This is a genomic window from Dietzia sp. UCD-THP (assembly GCF_000349585.1).
In the GTDB taxonomy this organism is placed as follows: Bacteria; Actinomycetota; Actinomycetes; order Mycobacteriales; family Mycobacteriaceae; genus Dietzia; species Dietzia natronolimnaea_A.
In genome coordinates, this window is sequence record NZ_KB714650.1 from 356,140 (window position 1) to 377,880 (window position 21,741).

The 21,741-nt window shown below is 71.4% G+C and carries 17 protein-coding genes and 1 pseudogene; 4 read left to right on the forward strand and 14 right to left on the reverse strand.

Going from position 1 to position 21,741, the window contains the following annotated elements; all coding sequences use genetic code 11:
* Positions 1 to 8: 8 nt before the first annotated feature.
* Genes H483_RS30185 through gatC form a run of 4 tightly spaced genes read right to left on the reverse strand, consistent with a single transcriptional unit; the run spans position 9 to position 4,222 of the window.
* Positions 9 to 1,043 (reverse strand): ATP-dependent 6-phosphofructokinase, encoded by a 1,035-nt coding sequence (locus tag H483_RS30185; protein WP_031264908.1) that lies wholly within the window; start codon positions 1,041 to 1,043, stop codon positions 9 to 11.
* A gap of 28 nt (positions 1,044 to 1,071) precedes the next feature.
* On the reverse strand, positions 1,072 to 2,475 hold the full coding sequence (locus tag H483_RS30190) for a DHA2 family efflux MFS transporter permease subunit (RefSeq protein WP_017837042.1): 1,404 nt from the start codon (positions 2,473 to 2,475) through the stop codon (positions 1,072 to 1,074).
* Positions 2,472 to 3,926 carry an Asp-tRNA(Asn)/Glu-tRNA(Gln) amidotransferase subunit GatA gene (gene gatA / locus H483_RS30195; RefSeq protein ID WP_017837043.1) on the reverse strand — a complete coding sequence of 485 codons (1,455 nt, stop codon included), beginning with the start codon at positions 3,924 to 3,926 and terminating at the stop codon, positions 2,472 to 2,474. The genes H483_RS30190 and gatA overlap by 4 nt, the downstream gene beginning before the upstream one ends.
* Entirely contained in the window at positions 3,923 to 4,222 is a 300-nt protein-coding gene (gene gatC, locus H483_RS30200; protein WP_017837044.1) for an Asp-tRNA(Asn)/Glu-tRNA(Gln) amidotransferase subunit GatC, read from the reverse strand. The genes gatA and gatC overlap by 4 nt, the downstream gene beginning before the upstream one ends.
* Before the next feature lie 78 nt (positions 4,223 to 4,300).
* Here gatC and H483_RS30205 point away from each other — a divergent pair, with 78 nt between their 5' ends.
* Positions 4,301 to 4,945, forward strand: coding sequence for an amino acid-binding protein (locus H483_RS30205; RefSeq protein WP_017837045.1), 645 nt, complete (start codon positions 4,301 to 4,303; stop codon positions 4,943 to 4,945).
* 178 nt (positions 4,946 to 5,123) lie between these two features.
* Here H483_RS30205 and ligA read toward each other — a convergent pair whose 3' ends face one another.
* Complete coding sequence (gene ligA / locus H483_RS30210; protein WP_042329865.1) at positions 5,124 to 7,292, reverse strand: NAD-dependent DNA ligase LigA; 2,169 nt, start codon at positions 7,290 to 7,292, stop codon at positions 5,124 to 5,126.
* Positions 7,293 to 7,351: 59 nt separating this feature from the next.
* Here ligA and H483_RS30215 point away from each other — a divergent pair.
* Positions 7,352 to 8,038, forward strand: a pseudogene (locus H483_RS30215) (exonuclease domain-containing protein); the annotation flags it as partial.
* Positions 8,039 to 8,108: 70 nt separating this feature from the next.
* Here H483_RS30215 and H483_RS30220 read toward each other — a convergent pair.
* From H483_RS30220 to H483_RS30245, 6 genes are all read right to left on the reverse strand, one after another.
* Positions 8,109 to 9,191 carry a hypothetical protein gene (locus tag H483_RS30220; RefSeq protein ID WP_017837048.1) on the reverse strand — a complete coding sequence of 361 codons (1,083 nt, stop codon included), beginning with the start codon at positions 9,189 to 9,191 and terminating at the stop codon, positions 8,109 to 8,111.
* The gene (gene mnmA, locus H483_RS30225) at positions 9,188 to 10,318 is read right to left on the reverse strand and encodes a tRNA 2-thiouridine(34) synthase MnmA (RefSeq protein WP_017837049.1); all 1,131 of its coding nucleotides are present in this window, start codon (positions 10,316 to 10,318) and stop codon (positions 9,188 to 9,190) included. The genes H483_RS30220 and mnmA overlap by 4 nt, the downstream gene beginning before the upstream one ends.
* Positions 10,315 to 11,511 carry a cysteine desulfurase family protein gene (locus tag H483_RS30230; RefSeq protein WP_017837050.1) on the reverse strand — a complete coding sequence of 399 codons (1,197 nt, stop codon included), beginning with the start codon at positions 11,509 to 11,511 and terminating at the stop codon, positions 10,315 to 10,317. The genes mnmA and H483_RS30230 overlap by 4 nt, the downstream gene beginning before the upstream one ends.
* 93 nt (positions 11,512 to 11,604) lie before the next feature.
* The gene (locus H483_RS30235; RefSeq protein ID WP_017837051.1) at positions 11,605 to 12,555 is read right to left on the reverse strand and encodes an electron transfer flavoprotein subunit alpha/FixB family protein; all 951 of its coding nucleotides are present in this window, start codon (positions 12,553 to 12,555) and stop codon (positions 11,605 to 11,607) included.
* A 51-nt stretch (positions 12,556 to 12,606) separates the two neighbouring features.
* Complete coding sequence (locus H483_RS30240; protein ID WP_017837052.1) at positions 12,607 to 13,392, reverse strand: electron transfer flavoprotein subunit beta/FixA family protein; 786 nt, start codon at positions 13,390 to 13,392, stop codon at positions 12,607 to 12,609.
* A gap of 145 nt (positions 13,393 to 13,537) precedes the next feature.
* Entirely contained in the window at positions 13,538 to 15,169 is a 1,632-nt protein-coding gene (locus tag H483_RS30245; protein ID WP_017837053.1) for an AMP-binding protein, read from the reverse strand.
* 139 nt (positions 15,170 to 15,308) lie between these two features.
* On the opposite strand from H483_RS30245, the gene H483_RS30250 reads away from it, so the two are divergent.
* A complete protein-coding gene (locus tag H483_RS30250; protein ID WP_017837054.1) occupies positions 15,309 to 16,724 on the forward strand; it encodes a PQQ-binding-like beta-propeller repeat protein in 1,416 nt (471 codons plus the stop codon).
* Between the two features lie 12 nt (positions 16,725 to 16,736).
* On the opposite strand, the gene H483_RS30255 is transcribed toward H483_RS30250, so the two are convergent.
* The 3 genes from H483_RS30255 to H483_RS30265 are packed head-to-tail and all read right to left on the reverse strand — an operon-like array spanning position 16,737 to position 19,569.
* The gene (locus H483_RS30255; RefSeq protein ID WP_017837055.1) at positions 16,737 to 17,963 is read right to left on the reverse strand and encodes a hypothetical protein; all 1,227 of its coding nucleotides are present in this window, start codon (positions 17,961 to 17,963) and stop codon (positions 16,737 to 16,739) included.
* An 11-nt stretch (positions 17,964 to 17,974) separates the two neighbouring features.
* Positions 17,975 to 18,709, reverse strand: a complete 735-nt coding sequence (locus H483_RS30260; protein ID WP_141244244.1) for an NUDIX domain-containing protein — start codon at positions 18,707 to 18,709, stop codon at positions 17,975 to 17,977.
* A 17-nt stretch (positions 18,710 to 18,726) separates the two neighbouring features.
* Positions 18,727 to 19,569: an ABC transporter ATP-binding protein gene (locus tag H483_RS30265; RefSeq protein ID WP_017837057.1), complete on the reverse strand. Its 843-nt coding sequence runs from the start codon at positions 19,567 to 19,569 to the stop codon at positions 18,727 to 18,729.
* Positions 19,570 to 19,721: 152 nt separating this feature from the next.
* Here H483_RS30265 and H483_RS30270 point away from each other — a divergent pair, with 152 nt between their 5' ends.
* Positions 19,722 to 21,740 (forward strand): maltotransferase domain-containing protein, encoded by a 2,019-nt coding sequence (locus H483_RS30270; RefSeq protein ID WP_017837058.1) that lies wholly within the window; start codon positions 19,722 to 19,724, stop codon positions 21,738 to 21,740.
* Position 21,741: the final 1 nt, after the last annotated feature.

Below are 21,741 nucleotides of genomic sequence, written 5' to 3' on the forward strand. Positions count from 1 at the left end.
GGAACAATCTAGCCGAAGAGGCAGGCGGCCTCGCGGTAGCGGTCCTCCGGAACGGTCTTGAGCACGGCCACGGCCTCGGCGACCGGCACCATCTCGATGGACTCCCCCCGCAGCGCCACCACCTGACCGAAGTCCCCACGGTGGGCGGCGTGTGCGGCATGGACGCCGTACCGGGTCGCCAGGACGCGGTCGTACGCGGTCGGGGTCCCCCCGCGCTGGATATGTCCCAGCACGGTGGTGCGGACGTCGCGGTTCATCCGCTCGGCGATCGCCGACGCCATCTGGTCGGCGACACCGGTGAACACCTCGTGCCCGAACTGGTCGGTGCCTCCCCGCCGCAACGTCATCCCCGAGCCCTCGGCGGGAGTGGCACCCTCCGCGACCACGCAGATCCCGTACGCCTCCCCCATCTGGAATCGGCGCTTCATCACCTTGCACACGTAGTCGATGTCGAACGGCACCTCGGGGATGACGATCATGTGCGCCCCGGAGGCGAGCCCGGCGTGCAGGGCGATCCACCCGGCGTGCCGCCCCATCACCTCCACCAGCATCACCCGCTCGTGGGACTCCGCCGTGGTGTGCAGCCGGTCGATCGCGTCGGACGCGATCGAGACGGCGGTATCGAAGCCGAACGTGTAGTCCGTCCCGGCGACGTCGTTGTCGATGGTCTTCGGCACGCCCACGACCGGGATGCCGTTCTCCGTGAGCCACCTGGCGGCCTTCAGCGTCCCGTCCCCGCCGATCGCCACCAGCGCGTCGAGGGAGTGACGCGCGAGGGTCCGGCGGATCTGCGGCAGGCTCGCGGTGAGGATGTCCGGGTTGAGCCGGCCCGTTCCGAGGATCGTGCCCCCGCGGAGCAGGATGCGGTCGATCCCCTCGTCGTCGAACAGTGGCACCGCACGGTCGTGGACCAGCCCCGACCACCCGTCCTGGAAACCCAGGACCGGCGAGTCGTACTCGGAGTTGGCGGTCCGCACCAACGCCCGGATCACCGCGTTGAGTCCGGGACAGTCCCCACCTGCGGTCAGCACGCCTATACGCACGTCGGACTCCTCTCGGTTCTCCAGCAGTCTAGGGCCGGGGCCTGCTCATCGCGCCAGGGTCCGGTGACTGTTCACCGGTACGAAACGCCATCGTGGCCAGGCCACCGAGCAGGACCACCACGGCGGGGAGATACATGGCGTCAGCGACCGCCTGCCCCACGTCGCCGTGGACGACCAACCGTGCTTGCATCAACGCACCGATCGCCGCGGAGCCCAGGACGGCGCCCACCTGACGGGTGGTGTTGTAGACCCCCGATCCAGCCCCCGCGGAGGCCAGTTCGAGACGCCGCATCGCGGTCGACGAGGTAGGCGCCCAGACACACCCGTTGGCCACCCCCATCAACGCGATCGGACCGAGCAACGCGGGGATGGAGGTCTGGGAGTCCATGACCACCGCCAACCAGAACAGGGAGATCGCGTAGGAGAAGTAGCCGATCCCCGTGAACAGCCGCGGATCGATCCTGTCCGCCCAGCGTCCGACGACCGGCGCGAGGACACCGGCGATCAGGGCCATCGGCAACAGCATCAGGCCCGCGCGTGTGGCACTGAGGTCCTTGACCCCCTGGAGGTAGAACATCAGCGGGACCATGGTGCCCGCGGTGACGAAGCCGATCGTGGAGACCCCGAAGGTCCCGATCGAGAAGTTCCGGTCCCGGAACAGACGTAGAGGGACCAGCGGCTCGGTACGCACCCGTGACTGCCACCAGAGGAACGCCGCAAGGCCCGCCGTACCGGCCAGGATGAGCGCGAGGGTGGTCCCCGCCCATCCGTGGGACTCGCCCTGCTGGATGCCGAAGACCAGCAGGAACATACCCGCGGCCGACAGGACGATGCCGGGGACGTCATAGGAGTGCGAGCGGGTCTCGAGCCTCGGGACCCACCGCCACACCAGGATCACCGCCAGGATCCCGAAGGGGATGTTGACGAAGAAGATGGCCCGCCAGTCGAACGCGTCGATGAGCACCCCACCCAGCACGGGACCGACGACCGAGGCGATTCCCGCGACCGCCCCCCAGGCCCCCATGGCCGCCCCGCGACGCGCCGGAGCGAAGACCCGGGTGATCACGCTGAGCGACTGGGGGGTGAGCAACGCGGCGCCGAGGCCCTGGAAGACCCTCGCCACGATGAGTGTCTCGATGCTGCCCGCCAACCCGCACCACAGAGAGGCACCCGTGAACAGCACGAGTCCCGCGATCGACACCGTGCGCGGGCCGATCTGGTCGCCCAGTCGACCCGTGAACAGCAGCGGCACCACGTAGGCCAGCAGGTAGGCGCTGGTCACCCAGATGACCTGGTTGGTCGACGCGCCGAGCTGCGAGACGAAGGCATCGGTGGCGACCGCGACGATCGTCTGGTCCACCAGGATCATGAAGAACCCGATGACGAGTGCCGTCAACGCCTTCCATGCGTCCCTCTCGGGGACTGTGGTCACGCGATCGGGCCTCTCGCCGCCTCGAAGGCGGCGCCCACCCGGTACAACCGGTCGTCGGCCAGTGCGGGGGCCATGATCTGGAGGCCCGCCGGGAGCCCGTCGACGAGCCCGGACGGAACGGACATCCCGCAGTGCCCGGCGAGGTTGAGCGGAAGGGTGCAGAGGTCGAACTGGTACATGGCCACCGGGTCCTCGACCTTGGCCCCCAGCGGGAACGCGGTCGTCGGCGTGGTGGGCGAGACCAGGACGTCCACCTCCTCGTAGGCGGCGTCGAAATCCCGGGCGATGAGCGTGCGGACCTTCTGCGCCTGGCCGTAGAAGGCGTCGTAGTACCCGGCGGAGAGGGCGTAGGTGCCGAGCATGATGCGGCGCTTGACCTCCGGGCCGAACCCGGCTTCCCGGCTCGCCGCCATGACCTGGTCCGCCGACCCGTCACCGACACGCAGGCCGTACCGCATGGCGTCGAACCGGGCGAGGTTACTGGACACCTCGGAGGGCAGGATCAGGTAGTAGGCCGGCAGGGCGTACCGGAAGTTCGGGCACGAGACCTCGATGACCTCGGCACCCAGGCCCCGCAGGGTGTCCACCGAGGCACGGAATGACGCCTCGACCCCCGGCTGGTATCCCTCCCCGGCGAACTCGGAGACCACGCCCACGCGCACACCCGCCAGGTCTCCCCGCGCGCCCTCGCGCGCGGCGCGGACCATGTCCGGGATCGCCACGTCGACGCTGGTCGAATCGCGCGGGTCGTGTCCGGCGATGACCTGGTGCAGGAGCGCCGTGTCCTCTACGGTGCGGCCGCACGGCCCGCCCTGGTCGAGCGACGACGCACAGGCCACGAGGCCATACCTGGACACGGTGCCGTACGTGGGCTTGACCCCGACAGTGGCGGTGAGCGCGGCGGGCTGACGAATGGAGCCGCCGGTGTCGGTGCCGATGGCGATCGGGGCCTGGTGTGACGCCAGGGCCGCTGCGGAACCACCGCCGGAGCCACCCGGGGTCCGGCTGGTGTCCCACGGGTTGCGCGTCGGTCCGTACGCCGAGTTCTCGGTCGAGGACCCCATGGCGAACTCGTCCATGTTCGTCTTGCCCAGGATCGGGATCCCCGCCTCCCGCAGCCTGGCGGTGACCGTGGCGTCGTACGGCGAGCGGTACCCCTCGAGCATCCGCGAGCCACACGTCGTCGGCGCGTCGGTGGTGGTGAACACGTCCTTGAGGGCGACCGGGACCCCGGCCAGAGGGCCGAGTTCCTCGCCGGCCGCGCGTCGGGCGTCCACGGCGCGCGCGGCCTCGAGAGCCTCGTCGGCGCCGACGTGCAGGAAGGCGTTGATCTCCCCGTCGACCTCCGAGATCCGGTCGAGGTGCGCCCGGGTGACCTCCTCGGAGGAGACCTCCCCCGCGGCGATCCGGCGGGCCAGTTCCGCGGCGGTGGCGGTGGTGAGCGTGCTCATGCCTCCTCCCCCAGGATCTGCGGGACCTCGAAGCGCTGCTGGTCCGCGGCCGGCGCCTGGTCGAGCGCCTGGTCCGGGGTCAGCCCCGGGGTGACCACGTCGGCGCGGTACACGTTGGAGATCGCGGTGGGGTGGCTCATCGCCGGGACGTCGTCCGCCGCCACCTCGGACACCGCCTGCACGTGGTCGAGGATGTCGGTGAGCTGTCGCGCGAACGACTCCAGCTCGGAGTCGCTCAGTTCCAGGCGGGAGAGCCTGGCCAGATGCGCGACGTCCCCGCGTGAGATCGAGGTCACGTGTGTAGTCCCTTCGGCGTGGCGTGTCGGTACCGACCCAGCCTAGTCAGGCCCTCGGAGTGCGGCACAATGGGCGCTATGTCTTATCTGCTCCGCGTCCTGCTCCCCGATCGTCCGGGGAGCCTCGGCTCCCTCGCGGTCGCACTGGGTACCGCGGGCGCGGACATCATCAGCCTCGACGTGGTGGACAGGTTCGACGGTGTGGCCGTGGACGACATCGTGGTGAACGTCCCCAACGGAACCTTCCCCGACACCCTGATCACCGCCGCCGAGCAGCTCGACGGCGTCATGGTGGACTCACTGCGGCCGTTCGGCGGGATACTCGACGCGCACCGCGAACTCGAGCTCATCGACGCGGTGGCGGGTGCGGGTGCCGGTGCGGACCAGATGCTCGCAGACGAGTTGCCGGCCGCGCTGCGCCTCGGATGGGCGCTCGTGGTGGAGGAGACGGCCGACGGCTGCCGACTGATCGCCCGGGGACCCGCCGCGCCGTTGTGGGACGGTGGCCAGGTCGGGGCTGTGTGCAGCCTCGAGAGGGCGACCGCGCTGGAGGACGACCTGCCCGAGGAGTGGACGGCGATGGACACCGCCGTCGCCGCGGCGCCGCTGGCCTCCGGTCACGTCCTCGTCGTCGGACGACCGGGCGGGCCGTCGTTCCGACCGTCCGAGATCGCGCGACTCGGATATCTCACGGGGATCCTGCGGTCTCTCAACGCCGGTTGAGCCGACACACCCCGGCCCTCCGACTTGCGCGGCCCCTTTGCCCGCCCCCGGCATGCGCGGCCCCTTTGCCCGCATCCCGAAGGCTTGCGCGGCCGGTTGGGTCCCGACACGCAGCGCACCCGAACGGTCACCCCGAGTGGTCACCCCGAACGGCGACCCGGCGGCGGGGCATCCGAAGTCAGGTCCCGGCAGGCGCCCCGTCGGCCCGAGGCTCCGGGCCGTTCTCCATCAGCTCCACGAATCCGGCCTCGTCGAGGATGGTCAGCCCCAGCTCCTGCGCCTTGGTCGCCTTCGACCCCGGGTTGTCCCCCACCACGACGTAGTCGGTCTTCTTGGACACCGATCCCGAGGCCTTGCCGCCCCTGGCGATGATCGCCTCCTTGATCCCGTCACGGGTGAACCCCTCGAGGGATCCCGTCGCCACGATGGTCAGGCCCTCCAGGGTGCGCGGGATCGACTCGTCGCGTTCGTCGGCCATCGACACTCCGGAGGCCGCCCACCGGTCGACGATCTCGCGGTGCCAGTCCACGTCGAACCACTCGACCACCGAGGCCGCGATGGTCGACCCGACGCCGTCCGTCTCGGCCAACTCCTCCTCGGTGGCGGCGCGGAGTGCCTCCATCGAACCGAAGCGTGTGGCCAACGCCCGCGCGGCCGTTGGCCCCACATGGCGGATGGACAGTGCCACCAACACCCGCCACAGGGGTCGGTCGCTCGCCGTCTCCAGATTCGCCAGCAACTTGCGGCCGTTCTCGTTGAGCACGGTGCGCTCGGGGTCGGCGCCCTCCTCGACCTGCTTGCGGGTCGCCTTCTCCACGCGGGTGTAGAGGGAGGTGCGGAGGAGGTCGGCCTCGGTGAGGTCGAACAGGCCTGCCTCGTTGACCAACACCCCGCTCGTGAGCAGATCGGAGGCCCCCTCGTAGCCGAGCGCCTCGATGTCCAGGGCGTTGCGCGACGACAGGTAGAACAGTCGCTCACGGAGTTGTGCCGGACAGGAACGCTGGTTCGGGCAGCGCCAGTCGGCGTCACCTTCCTTCGCCGGGGCCAGGACCGTGTCGCACTCCGGACAGCGCTCGGGGAAGACGAACTCCCGCTCGGTACCATCCCGGCGCTCCACCACCGGGCCGAGCACCTCGGGGATGACGTCGCCGGCCTTGCGGATCACGACGGTGTCGCCGATCAGCACGCCCTTCCGCCTGACCTCGGTCTGGTTGTGCAGGGTCGCGAGTGAGACCGTGGAGCCGGCGACCAGTACCGGCTTCATGTGGGCGAACGGGGTGACGCGCCCCGTCCTGCCCACGGAGACCCGGATGTCGAGGAGGTCGGTCATCACCTCTTCGGGTGGGTACTTGTAGGCGATCGCCCACCGCGGTGCCCGCGACGTCTGACCGAGTCGACGCTGGACCGACCGGTCGTCGATCTTGACGACGAGGCCGTCGATCTCGTGCTCCGGGTCGTCGCGGTGCTCTCCCCAGTACCGCATCCGCTCGAGGACCTCGTCGATCCCGGTCGCCGGGGCGGTGTGTGGCGAGACGGGAAGCCCCCAGTCCGCGAGCGCGAGGTAGACGTCGTGGAGGCTGTCGAAGGTCGCGCCCTCGACCACTCCGAGACCGTGGCAGTACATGCCGAGTCGTCGCTGGGCGGTGATCGCCGGGTTCTTCTGGCGCAGTGACCCGGCGGCACTGTTGCGCGGGTTGGCGAACGGCGGCTTGCCCTCGGCGACGAGCCGGGCGTTGAGTTCGGCGAAATCCTCGAGGCGGAAGAACACCTCCCCTCTCACCTCGAGCACCGCGGGTACGGGGCGGTCCCGTGTGGGGGTGAGCGTGACCGGGATGTCGTCGATCGTCCGGGCGTTGAGGGTCACGTCCTCACCTGTCCGACCGTCGCCGCGGGTGGCCGCACTGACCAGCCTGCCGTCGCGGTAGACCAGGTCGAGCGCCACCCCGTCGATCTTGACTTCACACAGGAAGCGCAGGTCGTCCGCCGCGAGGTGCGACTGTTCGACGGCTGACGCCACCCACGCACGCAGCTCCTCCTCGGAGAACACGTTGTCCAGGCTCGTCATCCGCTGCAGGTGCTCCACCGGCGCGAAGTCGGTGGAGAACCCACCACCCACGAGCTGTGTCGGCGAGTCCGCGGTCCGCAGGGCGGGGTGGCGCTCCTCGAGCGCCTCCAACTCGTGGAAAAGTGCGTCGAACTCGGCGTCGGAGACGATGGGGGCATCCCTGACGTAGTAGCGGAACTGGTGGTCCCTCACCGTCTCCGCGAGCTCGGTCCACTGCTGACGAACCTCCGGAGGGATGTCCCCGGTGCCGAGGGGTGCGGTGCTTCGACTGGCGTGGGTCACCAGCACAGGGTAATCCGACACGTGCCCGCGATGTCGGGGCGCTGGCCTACGGTGGCCGCATGAACCCGGAGATCACGAACGCCGTCCCACCCGATCGGAACCGGCTGCTGGCCTTCGACCTCGAGACCACCGGGCCCGATCCCCGGACCGCCCACGTCGTCACCTCGGCCCTCCTGGCGATCGACGGGCCCCGCAAGGTGGAGCGCACCTGGCTGGCCGATCCCGGGATCGACATCCCGGAGGGCGCGACGGCGGTCCACGGCATCACGACCGCCCATGCCCGGGCCCACGGACGTCCGCATGCGGAGGTGGTGGCCGAGACCATCGCGGGCGTCCGGACGGGGTGGCGGGAGGGGCGGACCCTGGTGGTGTTCAACGCCGCGTACGACCTCACCATCCTCAGGAGATGGGACCCGTCATTCGAGGTGCTCGGCCCGGTGGTCGACCCGTTCGTCATCGACCGCGCGGTAGACCCGTACCGCCGGGGCAAGCGCACCCTCGGGGCCCTGTGCACTCACCACGGCGTGAGGTTGGACGGTGCACATGAGGCCGGTGCCGACGCACTCGCGGCGGCCCGCCTGGCATGGAAACTGCTTGGCTCGCTCCCCGACCTGGCCGGAGCGGACTGGCGCGCGGTCAACGCCCAGCAGGCGCTGTGGCACGAAGCGCGGCAGCGGGATTTCGCCGCCTATCTCCAGCAGTCGGGCAAGGACGCCTCGGACGTCAACACGCAGTGGCCGGTCGCCCTCGACCGGACCGGCCCGCGACCAATCGACCCGGGGCACACCGACCCGCGACCGATCGACGCGGGACCGGCTACTCGGCCAACCGTGGCGCGGCCTCGGCCACCCGACGCACAGTCCCCAGTACCTCCCCTGAGGTGAGGTGTGGCGAGACCATGTCGTCCACGGTCGGGGTGAGGACCAACTGTCGCAACCCCGCGTACCGGGGTGCGCTCAGCCGCTCGAGAAGCGCCAGGATCGCGGCGACACGACGTTCCACCTCCGGCCCGGACGACGGGGGTCTCGTCGACCCCGGCAGGCCCTCGAGCTGGAGGATCCGCCCGCCGTCGAGGACCGTCCCCGCGGCGTCGAGAGCGGCATGGGAGCCACCCGAGTGGAGTGTGTCGGCCGCCATGCAGAGCCCGTCGAGGGGGGTCTCACCGTCGGGGGTGCGGGTGAGGGCGGCCCAGCTGGCGGGCGCCTCGTCTCCACCGTCCGTGGGGACGCGGAGCATCACCTCCGCCACCCCGTGGCGCCGCAGGACGTCGGCGAACCGGCAGAGGGACAGCGACAGCCGATCCTCGGGCACCGCCGGGATCGGGTCGAACCGGCTCGGTCCGGCAACGGAGCCGGCCGCGATGTGCCAGATCATCGGCTCGTCGAGCAGGATTCTCGCACCGGCGCCCAGGCGCGCCGCCAGCCGGGTGACGCGGGCGGCCACCCCTTCGGCCAGCGCCTCGGCGAGGTCCCTCCGGGCCCCTCGATCGGTGAGGACCGGTGACCCGGCGGGCAACTCCACCCGCGCGGCGAGAGACCAGGGGCCCAGTACCCGCACCACGAGGCGACGGTCCTCCGAGGCGCGATCGACCTCGGGATCCCTCACCGATTCGTCGGCCTCCTCCAGCGCGTCGAGGTCACGGTCGAGCAGATCGGAGGCCCTCCGGGCCGGTCGCCCCGGTGAGCCCGCGAGTCGCCAGCCCCGGGTGGAGACGTCGACCGGGAGGTCGGCGAGCATGGCCAGGGTCCTGCCCACCTGATCGGCTCCGAGCCCCCGGTCGGTCAGCTCCGGGAGGAACGGCATCCGGTGGCATTCACCGAGAACCACCCGCGCGGCCTCCCGGGGATCCGTTCCCCGCATGGGGCCAGGGCCGGTGAACCCCGGCACGACGGAGGTCACGGAGCGGTCGCGGCCGGGACGGAGGCGGTGATGGTGCCACTTCCCAGAACGCGGTCGCCACCGGGCTCGGGCCGGTAGAGCACGGCCGCCTGGCCGGCGGCGACCCCACGCACGGGTTCGTCGAGCGAGATCTCCAACCGGGCGTCCGCACCGTCCCCCACCCGTCTGACATACCCCGGAGTGGCCTGTCCGTGCGCACGGATCTGCACGTGGCACGCGGCCTCCCGGATGGTCTCGTCGACCAACCAGTAGGGCGAGGACGCGGTCATCGCCCGGGACAGCAGGTGCTCGGCCCCCCCGACGGTCACGGTCCCGGAGTCCGCGTCGATGGACGTCACGTATCTGGGGCGGCCGTCGGGCGCCGGGCCCGGCAGACCGAGTCCCTTGCGCTGTCCGATCGTGAACCCGTACACGCCGTCGTGCCGGCCGAGTTCGTCACCGCTGTCGGCGTCGACCACCGCACCGGGCCGCACGCCGATCCGCGCGCCGAGGAAGGCTCGGGTGTCCCCGGAGGGGATGAAGCAGATGTCGTGGCTGTCGGGCTTGGTCGCCACGGGAAGACCCGACGACTCGGCCTCGGCGCGGACCTCGGACTTGTGGGAGTCCCCCAGCGGGAACATCGAGTGCGCGAGTTGTCGCGGGGTGAGCACACCCAGGACATAGGACTGGTCCTTGCCGGGATCGACCGCGCGGCGCAGGACCGGGCGCGACTCGCCGGACTCCGTCTCCTCGACGGACAGTCGGGCATAGTGTCCGGTGGCCACCGCGTCGAACCCGAGCGCCATCCCCCGGTCGAGGAGGGCCTCGAACTTGATCCGCTCGTTGCACCTCAGGCACGGATTGGGGGTCTCGCCGCGGGAGTACGACTCGACGAAGTCGTCGATCACGTCCGCCCTGAACCGCTCCGCGAAGTCCCAGACGTAGAACGGGATGCCCAGCAGATCGGCCACTCGGCGCGCATCACCCGCGTCCTCACGCGAACAGCACCCGCGGGAGCCCGTCCGCAGCGTCGCCGGGTCCGCACTCAGAGCGAGGTGCACACCCACCACCTCATGACCGGCGGCCACGGCGCGCGCGGCGGCGACGGCGGAATCGACTCCCCCGCTCATGGCGGCCAGGACCCTCACGACGTCGTCACCCCGGTGCCGATCAACCCGAGCCCCGCGACGCGGGCCCTCTCGGCCGCGGGGGCCAGTGCGGCGATCGCCGCGTCCACGTCGTCCTCGGTCGTGGTGTGGCCGAGACTCAGTCGCAGACTGCTCCTCGCGGCCGCGTCCCCCGCGCCCAGGGCCAGCAGCACGTGACTGGGCTCGGCCACCCCCGCCGTGCACGCGGAGCCCGTGGAGCACTCGATCCCCGCGGCATCGAGCAGCAGGATCAGGGATTCCCCGGAGCAGCCCGGGAAGGTGAGGTTGGCGATCCCCGGCAGACGCTGCCCTCCGCCGTTGGACACGGCGTCCGGGACCGCGGCGAGGACACCCGCGACCAACCGGTCCCGCAGGCGTTCCAGGCGGATCGCCTCGGCCTCCATGTCCCGGACGGCCTCATCGAGGGCAGCGGCCATCGCCACGACGCCCGGGACGTCGACCGTCCCCGACCTGAGATCCCGCTCCTGGCCACCGCCGAAGCCCACCGGGAGACACGCAGCGCCGCGGTCGATGATCAACGCACCGACCCCCAGGGGGCCACCGAACTTGTGCGCGGACAGGCTCAGGGACGTCACACCCAGGGCGCCGAAGTCGACCGGGACGTGTCCGACGGCCTGTACGGCGTCGGTGTGGACGGCCGCACCGGCGGCGGTGGCGACGGCCGCCACCCCGGCGACGTCGCTGAGGGTGCCGATCTCGTTGTTGCCGAGCATGACGGCGACGAGGGCCAGGCGCCCACCCACCTCGTCCACGATCCCGCGGACCGAGGCGGGCGCCACGGCCCCACACCGGTCCACCGGAAGCAGGCGGACGTCCATACCCCCGCCGCGCGGGGTGGCCAGGTGCGCGGCGGAGTCGAGAACCGAGTGGTGTTCGGTCGCCCCGACGGCCACGACGTCACCGCTCGAGGCGGCCGCCTGACCCAACACCGCGAGGTTGTCGGACTCGGTCCCACCGGAGGTGAACACGACCTCGGAGGGCCTGCACCCGAGGTGGGCGGCCAGCGACTCGCGGGCCTCCTCGAGCCGACGACGCGCGTGTCGGCCGGCTCCGTGCAGAGACGAGGCGTTACCGACGCTCGCGGCGGCCTCGATGTACGCGGCCAGAGCCGACTGACGCATCGGGGTGGTGGCGGCGTGGTCGAGATAGTGCGGTGTGCGGATCGTGAGCATGACGTCGGCAAGAATACGCCCGAACGCGCCGGACCCCGGCACCGCAGGGGTGCCGGGGTCCGGTCGATGCGGCTCGACGCCGCTACGACGCTCTTACTTGCGGGCGTTGATGGCCTCGGTGAGCTGCGGGGCAACAGCGAACAGGTCGCCGACGATGCCGTAGTCCGCGATCTCGAAGATCGGGGCCTCCTCGTCCTTGTTGACGGCGACGATCGTCTTGGACGTCTGCATCCCGGCGCGGTGCTGGATGGCGCCCGAGATGCCGAGGGCGATGTACAGCTGCGGCGAGACGGTCTTGCCCGTCTGACCCACCTGGAACTGACCCGGGTAGTACCCCGAGTCGACGGCCGCACGCGAGGCACCGACGGCGCCCTTGAGCGAGTCCGCCAGCGGCTCCACGACCTCCTCGAACTTCTCGGCCGAACCCACGCCGCGGCCACCGGCGACGACGACGGTCGCCTCCGTGAGTTCCGGACGGTCGCCACCGACGATCGGGTTGCGGGAGATGACCCTGGCGGCGTTCTCGGGCTCGGGGACGTCGATCTCGACGACCTCACCGGCACCGGCGCTCGGTACGGCCTCGACGGCACCCGGACGCAGGGTGTAGATGGGCGTGTCGCCGGCGACGGTCGCCTCGACGGTGAACGCGCCGCCGAAGATCGAGTGGACGGCGGAGCCGTCGGACTTGATCTCGACGACGTCGCAGAGGGTGCCGGAGCCGGTGCGGGCGGCGAGCCGACCCGCCACCTCCTTGCCCTCGAACGTGGCGGCCAGGACGATCGCCGCCGCACCCTGCTCGGCGAGCCCGGCGAGGACGTCGACCTTGGGGGTGACGAGGTAGTTCTGCACCGCGTCGCCCTCGGCCACGTAGATCTTCTCCGCGCCGGCCTCCTTCAGGGCGTCGGTGAGCGCCGCGGCGGTGCCGGACTCACCGAACACAACGGCGGACGGCTCGCCGAGCGCGCGTGCGGCGGTGAGCAGCTCGAGGGTGACCTTCTTCAGTTCGCCGTCGACGTGCTCGACCGCGACGAGGACTTCAGCCATGGTGGATTCTCCTTGGAAAACAGTGGTGGGAGTCGTTCGGGGTGAGCGCGATCAGATGAGCTTCTGCGCCACGAGGTACTTGGCGACCTCGTTGCCGCCCTCGCCCTCGTCGTTGAACTTCTCACCGGCGCTGCGCGGCGGCTTCGGGACGGACGAGGTCACGGTGGACGCGGCGTTGTCCTTGCCCACCTGGCCGGCCTCGACGTTGGTGTCGGCGAGCGTCAGGACCTCGACCGGCTTCTTCTTGGCGGCCATGATGCCCTTGAAGGAGGGGAACCGCGGCTCGTTGATCTTCTCGCCGACCGACACGACGCACGGTAGCGAGGCCTCGATCTCGAAGACGCCCTCGTCGGTCTCGCGCTCGCCCTTGATCGTCCCGCCGGAGACCTCGAGGGTGCGCATGTGCGTGACCTGCGGCAGGCCCAGGTACTCGGCGATGATGGCCGGGACGCTGCCCATGCGGCCGTCGGTGGCCTCGTTGCCACAGATGACCAGTTCGGTGCCCTCGATGGTGCCCAGCACGTTGGCGATGGCCCACGCGGTCTGGACCACGTCCGAACCGTGGAGCGCCTCGTCGTTGAGGTGGACGGCCTTGTCCGCGCCCATCGACAGAGCCTTGCGGATCGCCTCGGTGGCGCGGTCGGGACCGGCGGTCAGGACGGTCACCTCGCCCCCCTCGGCCTCCTTGATCTGGAGTGCCTGCTCAACGGCCTTCTCATTGATCTCATCGAGCACCGCGTCCGCGGCCTCACGGTCCAGGGTGAAGTCCCCATCGGAGAGCTTGCGCTCCGAGTAGGTGTCCGGAACCTGCTTGATCAGTACGACGATGTTCGTCATGGGCCTGCGTCGACCTCCTGCGAGTCGGGGCTGGGTGCGTTCCGAACTGACCGGGCGCACCGGATTGTGGTCCTGGGGACAACAATAACGCCACCCGGGCCCTCACCGCAGGAGCGGGGCCGTCGGTACCGCCGGAGCGGGTCCGTCAGTTGATGCGCGTGTCCCACCCCGCCCACGCCGCGTCGCGCAGTTCGTTCTTGCGGACCTTGCCGGTGGAGGTCCGCGGCAGGGCCTCGGTGATCTCCACCGCTCCCGGCACCTTGTAGCGGGCGATCCTCGTCCGGCAGTGGTCGATCACGCCGTGCTCGTCGAGTTCCGACCCGGGCCTGACCACGACGTAGGCCTTGGGTCGCTCTCCCCACTTCTCGTCGGGCATCGAGACCACGGCGCAGTCGACCACGTCGGGGTGCGCCACGATCGCCTGTTCGACCTCGATCGTGGAGATGTTCTCGCCGCCGGAGACGACCACGTCCTTGGCGCGGTCGAGCAGCTGGACGTACCCGTCCGGATGCATCACCCCGAGATCGCCCGAGTGGAACCACCCGCCGGCGAACGCGGTGGCGGTGGCCTCGGGGTCGGCGAAGTACCCCTTCATCACGCCGTTGCCGGTCATGACAACCTCGCCCATCGTCACACCGTCCGCCGGGACGTCGACGAGGTGCTTCTCCCCGGGGCTGGTCCGCTCGACCACCCGGACCGTGTCGGCGTGGATCATCGCCACGCCCTGCCTGGACTTCAGGCTCGCCCGCTCGTCCGGGTCCAGCTCCGCCCACCCGGGCTGGGGCGTGCACACCGTGAACGGTCCGTAGGTCTCGGTCAGCCCGTAGACCTGCGTCACGTCGATGCCCAGGTCCTCGAACCGTCGCAGGATCGTGGGCGAGGGGGGCGCACCGGCCGTGACCATGCGGATCCCCTCCACCGGCCGGGCCGCCGGATCGTCGGCGATCGTGCTCAACACCGCCGGGGCGCCGGCGAGGCGGTTGATCCCCTCGTCGTCGAACATTCTCCAGATCTCCTCGCCCCGGACGGCGCGCAGACACACGTGGGTACCCATCGCGCCGGTCAGGGCCCACGTGGTGCACCAGCCGTTGCAGTGGAACATCGGCAGCGTCCACAGATAGCGGGAGTCCGCGTCGAGCCCCTGGGTGATGATCTCGCCGAGCGCGTTGAGGTACGCACCTCGGTGGGTGTACATCACTCCCTTCGGGCGTCCCGTGGTCCCCGAGGTGTAGTTGACGGCGATGACGGAGTCCTCGTCCTCCACCGTCCACGCCACCGGCTGCGGGGAGGCCAGCGCGAGGCTCTCCTCCAGTGCCTCGGCGCGGGGGCCGAAGCGGGCGGGGTCCGGTTGGGTGCCGTCGGCGTCCGGGGTCACCAGGATCAGGCTGATCGACTCCGGCACCTCGTTCCCCAACCCCTCCAGGAGCCCGGCGTCGGCGATGAGCACGGAGATCCCGGCGTGCTCGACGATGTAGGAGACCTCCGGGGGCGCGAGACGGGTGTTGAGCGCCACCACCGCTCCCCCGGCGAGCGGGACGGCGAACTGGGCCAGGAGCGCCTCGGCGGAGTTGGGGGCCAGAACCCCGACGCGCTCTCCCCTGGCGACCCCGCGCATCCGCAGTAGCGAGGCCAGGCGCGTGGCCCGGTCGGCGAACTCGGCGTAGCTCTGCCGGCGGGGCCCGTCCACCACGGCGGTCGCGTCAGGGACCACGCGCGCGGCCTTCTCCAGGAAGGCGAGAGGGGTGAGAGCGGTGTCGAGTCCTGAACTGGCTGCCATCGCGCGGGGTCCGCCTCTCGTGGGGTCGTCCGGTGACCCGGTCTCGGGTGATCACGGTCACGGTAGCCGCGGCGGCTCTCGCGCACCGGCGGATTGCGCCCCGGTCCCCCCGGCGACGCCCCTCGGACTACGCTCTCCGGTGACGATCCGACGTGAAGGGGACCTCCAGGTGGCACCGGCATCGATTCCGCGGCGGGCCGCACCGACCGCGCGGGCTCTGGCGGTGGGTGCGGTCGCGGTCGGGCTCGCCGCGGGGTGCGCGTCCCACACCGAGAGCGGGGGCGCCCGCCTGGAGCAGGCCGAGAGCTGGTCGTCCGTCGCCGGCGGCCCCCCGAACTCCGGACGCGCACACGCATCGGTCTCCGATTCTCCGGCGCTGGTCTGGTCACGACCACTGGGGGCGCCCGCGACCGGGGTCGCCGGTTCCGACGGGATCGGCTCCTTCTTCCAGGCGACCGTCTCCGAGCAGGGGTGCAACCTCTTCGCACTGACCGCCGACGACGGCCGCAAGCGGTGGTGCCTGCGCCTGCCGACGCACGGGCCGCGGATCACCGCGACCGTCGACGGCCGAGGATCCCTCTTCGTTCCCTTCTACGGAGGGGTGGGTGCGGTGTCGGCGGAGGGTGAGAACCGGTGGTTCGCCCGGACCCGGGGCATCCCCACCACCATCACGCTGCTCGACAACCGCCACCTCCTGACGGTCTCCCACCTGGGGATCGTCCGGGTGGTCAACACCCAGACCGGTCTGGACGCCTCGCCCGAACTGCCGGTCGCCGGGGAGATCGCACCGTCCGATCCGGGGTTCGGGTCGCCGTGGTGCGGCATCGGTGAACGCGGGTGCCCCGTGCCCGGCCCGGCAGCGGTCGACACGGAGACCGGCACCGCCTATCTCACCGCGTGGACACCAGGGGGCCCGGCCCCCGAGCTGGTCGCCGTGCGGTTCACCGCCGGCGACGCGGGGCGCCTGGAGGTGCTGTGGCGCGCCGGGCTCCCCGAGGGTCGTCTCGGGGTCCCGGTGGTCCTGTCGGACGACCGGGACGAGGTCTACCTGCACTCCGAGGACGGCGCCCTGTCCGCCTACTCGACCGCCGACGGGTCACCCGTGTGGTCGTCCCCGATCGGATACCGACCCGACACGCCCCCCGCCCTGCTCCCGGACGGCACGCTGGTCACCGGTGGTCGCACCTCGACCGTGTGGAGGGGGCAGGACGACGACCACGCCGCCGACGCCGGACCCGCGCCCGTGGTCGCCGTCCGCGGGGCCGGTGGCCGGGGGGAGGACGGCCAGGGCGGCGAGGTGTGGCGGCGCGACGACCTGCGCCAGCTCACCAACCCCGCCGCCACCGCCGACGGGCGGGTGCTGGTGGCGGTGAGGTCGGGCGGGACCGACGACGAGCCGGGGATCGCCCTGCTCCTGCTCGACGGCGACGACGGCAGCACCCTGCACGAGATCGAGGTCCCGGCCGCCGCGGGGCCGGTCTCCGGCCTGAGTGTGGACGACGACGGCCGCATCGCGCTCACGACCGCGGTCGGTGCGGTCTATCTCTACGAGTGAACGCCGGCGTCTCTACGACTGAACGTCGGCGGACTGATCGGTCCGCGGCCCGCACACGAACACCACAGCGGCCCTGCCGATCCTCGTCACCACCAGCGCCAGCGGGCGGGAGCCGCCCGGTGCCAGGGACCGCCGCAGCACGTCCGGGTCGGTGTCCACCCCGCGGACCAGGATCTCCAGTGACCCGCAGTCCCGGCGCCTGAGGGCCCTGCGCAGTTCCTTGCGGTCGAGCCGGCACCGCTCCAGCACCTCGAACCCCGTGTACCCGGCCGGGATGTGCGGCCCGGTCAGGTGGGCGATCCGGGGGTCGAGCTGACGGAGTCCGCGACGGCGGGCCCAGTGCCGCACCAGGCCGGCCCTGACGACCGCCCCGTCGGGATCGACGATGAACCGGTCCGCCTCCCCGTGGGCGTCGACCTCGTCGTCGTCCTCGTCCGTCACCTCCTCCGCATGGACCGCGATGCCGTCGGCGACCAGTCGCGGTGCCCCCCACGGCGCGGGCGCGTCGGCGACGGTGGTGCGCACCACGGTCGCGCGGCGCCGCGCCCGGCCGGACAGGCCCGCCGACCACAGGCACGCCTCGCGCACCGACCCGTCCAGTGAGACGAGTTCGACCTCCCCCGGGTGGTCGAGAACCGAGGTGTCCAGACCGGGCGCACACTTGATCGCGTAGTCCGCGCCGCGCGCCACGGCCAGCAGGTCCGGCAGAGGGGGGCTGAGCCGGGCGGGGTCGTGGATCCGGCGGCCCCCGGACCGTCGGGCGGGGTCGGCGAGCAGCACGACGTCCCGACTGGGCGGGGCGAGGGCATCCGCCACACACACCAGCGCGTCGGGCACGTTGTGCGCGGCCATCCGGGCCCTGACCCGGTCGAGATCGGACCCCACGACCCGGTCGGCGGTCCGCACAAGTTCGCCCAGTTCGGCCCCCACCGAGCAGGTGACGTCGTGGACGTCCCGGCCCGCCAACCGCGCGGCCCGCAGTGCGGCGACGGGCCAGGCGGTGGCCTGCTGAACCGCGTCGTCCGTCACGAGCATCCGGTCCGCACCCCGGATCCGACCGTCCGCGCGGCGGCGCGCGGTGACGAGGTCGATCGCCGCGGCGGCGTGGCCGGCGTCGGCCCTCCTGACGGCAGCCGTCGAGGCGACGAGGCGGTCACGGGACCAGTCCAGCCCGGCGGCCAGGTCGAGCAGGTCCCGGCCGGCGGCGGTGAGCAGGAAATCGAGGTCCTCCGGGGTCACCGTCCCACCACCTACCTGCCGCCCGGTGCGATGGACCGGGCCGTGGCGAGGAGTTCGGAGACGTCGGCCGCCGCCGCGAGACCGGCCAGGACGTCGAGGGTCGGGCGCAGCATGCCGAGCCGCCCGAGGGTTCCCGCGGTCGCCGCGTCGTCGGCGCGCATCCATCCCGCCGCGCGCGCCTCGCTCGTGCCGGCGTCCGGTTCCATCCCTGCTGGCACCGCGGCCACGAAGAACAGCGTGTCGTACCGGCGAGGGGGTCCCGGCGGAGTGGTCCAACGGTCCCACGGACGCAGCAGGTGCGCGGACAGGGTCAGCCGGTGCTCCTCGAGAAGCGCATCCAGGTCGCCCTCCCCCGCGGCCAGCGCGCGACGCTCCTCGGGTCCGGGACCGGGTGCGCCACCGGGACGGGGCCGCCCGGTGGCGGTCCGGTCGGGCTCGGCCAGAAGCACGCCGGTTTCCTCGAAGAGTTCCCGCACCACGCCCCGGACGGCCGCGGCCGCGCGGGCGTCGTCGATCCCGAACGCGTCGGCCCACCAGCGCGGATCCGGGCCCCGCCAGGGCCGGGAGCCCCGGTAGTCACGCGGTTCCACCCCGCCCCCGGGGAAGACGGACATCCCGGCCGCGAACTGCATGGTGGCCACACGGTGCTGCAGGAACACCTCGACTCCCCCGCCCACGCGGGCGTCACGCACCAGGGCCACCGTGGCGGCCTCGCGGACGGGGACGTCCGCGGGTGGGGTCGTCACGGGGTCGCAGACGCGGCTCACGGACGTCGGTGCCGGCCGGACCGGCGCGCGCGGCGGGCGAAGTAGCGTCCGTCGACGGCGTCGACGACGATCGACTGCGCGAAAGCGCGACTGAGGTTCTCGGAGGTGATCACGTCGTCGATCAGCCCGGTGGCCGTCACCCCGCCCTCCGCGAGCAGCATCGCGTGGGTGAAACCCGGGGGAATCTCCTCCACGTGGTGGGTCACCAGGACCGTGGCCGGGGCGTCGGGGTCGAGAGCCATGTCCGCCAGACGGGCGACCAGATCCTCCCGGCCCCCCAGATCCAGGCCCGCTCCGGGTTCGTCGAGCAGGAGCAGTTCCGGGTCGGTCATCATCGCGCGGGCGATCAGCACCCTCTTGCGTTCGCCCTCCGACAAGGTCCCCCAGGTGCGGTCGGCCAGGTGCTCGCCACCGATCATCTCCAGGGTGTCCGCCGCGCGGTCGAAGTCGGCCTCGTCGTAGGCCTCCCGCCACCTCCCCAACACGGCGTACCCGGCGGAGACCACCAGGTCCTTGACCACCTCGTCGCCCGGGATCCGGCCGGCCACCGCGGCGGACGACAACCCCACCCGGCTCCGGAGTTCGGTGACCTCGGTGCGACCCAGTTGCTCACCGAGGATCACCGCCGAGCCGGTGCTCGGGTACTCGAGCGCCGAGGCGATGCGCAGCAGCGAGGTCTTGCCCGCACCGTTGGGCCCCAGGACGACCCATCTCTCGTCCAGCTCGACCTGCCAGGTGACGGGTCCCACGAGCGTCCGCCCGTCCCTGCGAAGCGAGACGTCGGTCAGATCCAGGACGAGGTCGGGGTCGGTCTCGATAGGCGTTCTCACGACCCCCATCTAACCCCCTCCCCGGTGGCCGGGTGTCGAGGAACACGGCACGAGCCCGTGAACACCGGCGCCACGCCCCTGACGGATCGGTGCCCGCTTCGATAGCGTCGTGTCGTAGAGGCGTCCACACCCCGGAGCCCGCAGCCGAGAGGAGCACCGACGTGAACGACCGTCTGGCCATCGACGAGGTCCGCCCCCTGGTCTCCTGCGGGAGGTTCCCCGCCAAGTCGGTCGTGGGTGAGGTGTTGCCGATCTCGGCGACCGTGTGGCGGGAGGGCCACGACGCGTTGTCGGCGAGCCTGGTGGTCCGCCGACCCGGCGGCGCCTCCTACCGCACGACGATGATACCCGGGGAGGAGGCGGACACCGTCCACGCGCTCCTGAACACCGATGTCCCCGGGATGTGGTCGTTCCGCGTCGAGGCGTGGTCCGACCCGTTCGCCACGTGGAACAGCGGCATCGTCAAGAAGATGGACGCCGGCCAGGGCGCCGACGTCCTGGGCAACGAGTTCGAGGTGGGCGCGCGGGTCCTGGACGCCGGGGCCGCGCAGGCGGCCGCGTCGGGCGACACCGACCGCGCCACGCTCCTGACGGAGGCGGCCACCGCGCTCCGCGGCACCGGGGACGCCGGGACACGGACGTCGCTCGCGCTGTCCGATGACGTCGCGGCCGCGATGGCCGCGGGGCCCGTCCGCGAGCTCGTGACGCCCGGCCAGACCCACCGCGTGTGGGTCGACCGCCGTGAGGCCCAGTTCAGCTCCTGGTACGAGTTCTTCCCCCGCTCCACGGGCGGATGGGACGAGCAGGGTCGGCCGGTCCACGGCACCTTCGCCACCTCCCGCGGGTACATCGACCACGCCGCGGACATGGGCTTCGACGTGGTCTACCTGCCGCCGATCCACCCGATCGGGGTGGTCAACCGCAAGGGCCGGAACAACTCCCTCACCCCGGCCGAGGGAGACGTCGGGTCGCCGTGGGCCATCGGCTCGGCGGACGGTGGACACGATGCCGTGCACCCGGAACTCGGCACGATCGAGGACTTCCGCGAACTGGTCGAGTACTCCACCGGTCGCGGCGTCGAGATCGCCCTGGACCTGGCGTTGCAGTGCGCCCCGGACCACCCGTGGGCGCAGGCCCACCCGGAGTGGTTCACGGTGCTGCCCGACGGCCACATCGCCTACGCCGAGAACCCACCCAAGAAGTACCAGGACATCTACCCCGTCAACTTCGACCTCGATCCCGAGGGGATCTACGCCGAGGTGCTCCGGGTGGTGCGGATGTGGACCTCCCTGGGCGTACGGATCTTCCGGGTGGACAACCCGCACACCAAGCCCGCGGATTTCTGGAGCCGCCTGATCGCGGAGGTCAAGCGCACCGAACCGGACGTGCTGTTCCTCGCCGAGGCCTTCACCCGCCCGGCCCGTCTGTTCGGGCTCGCGAAGCGGGGTTTCTCGCAGTCCTACACGTACTTCACTTGGAAGACCACGAAGTCCGACCTGGTCGAGTTCTGCGAGCAGTTGCTGGCGCACGTCGACGAAGCCCGGCCGAACATGTTCACCAACACCCCGGACATCCTGCACGAGTCGCTGCAGCGCGGAGGCCCGGCGATGTTCGCGATCCGGTCGGTCCTCGCGGCCACGCTCAGCCCGGCGTGGGGCGTGTACTCGGGCTTCGAGCTGTTCGAATGGCAACCCGTCACCGAGGGCAGCGAGGAGTACCTGGACTCGGAGAAGTACGAACTCCGACCCCGGGACTTCGCCGGCGCCGAGGCGGCGGGGCAGTCCCTGGCCCCGTGGCTGCGGACCCTCAACCGCATCCGGCGTGAGCATCCCGCTCTCCAGCAGCTGCGCACGCTGCGTTTCCACGACGTGGACAACGATCAGATCATCGCCTACTCCAAGGTCGACCCCGCCACCGGTGACTGCGTCCTGACCGTCGTCTCGCTCGATTCCCACGGGGTGCAGGAGGGCACGCTCAGGCTGGACATGGCAGCCCTCGGGTACGACGACGACGCCCGGTTCAGCGTCCACGACGAGGTCTCCGGCAACGAGTTCCACTGGGGCTCGAGTAACTACGTGCGACTCGAGCCGTGGACGGCGGTCGCGCACATCGTCGTGGTCCCGCCCTGCGACGAAGCACGTAGGGTCGAACTGACCTACCGCACGCACATCGTGGATTGAG